The 561-nt window shown below is 39.4% G+C and carries 1 protein-coding gene; it reads left to right on the forward strand.

From position 1 onward, the window contains the following. Window positions 1-278: 278 nt before the first annotated feature. Window positions 279-561 (forward strand): hypothetical protein (locus R7Q09_RS27455; RefSeq protein WP_318144122.1); only part of this gene is annotated, 283 nt, incomplete at its 3' end.

Raw genomic sequence — 561 nt, forward strand, 5'->3', positions numbered from 1 at the left:
GTTTCTCACGCTAAAACTCGAAATCATTAGAATCAAATTTATGAGTTAATTCAGCTTTTTAGCGTCTGGTTTTGGTTTTCAAAGTTAAGTCGAGTTAAGCTCTTGGTATCGTAAAACTTAACCCTTTGAGCCTTAAACATAACAAGGCGTTTAAGCGGGATTCATGCCGCGTGGCATTTTTGGTTTGCAGTGAGTTTTGGTGGTGAAAGTGGTCTGCGGAAAGTTGGTTTATGCGGCATTCACCCCTTAACGCGGCGTTATAACTTAAAGGAAAAAATATGTCTAAAGAATTAACAGTTGGTGATTTACAGGAATGTATTCGTGGTTTGCCTGATGATATGCCAATGACATTCGGTTCATCCAAATACAGTAAGAGACCACTCATTTTCTATCGATTTAAAGCTCGCGGCGAAGATTTATTACAAATTGAACTGAATGAAATCGACAACGATACGTGGGAGGACGAAGACTCAGAATTGCACTTACGCATCACTGTTGGTCATTTGCGTGAAGAACTCAATAGGTTCTGGAAACCTACAGATCGAGTTATTTTTGGATCCA

The sequence above is a fragment of the Vibrio sp. 2130-1 genome (assembly GCF_033339515.1).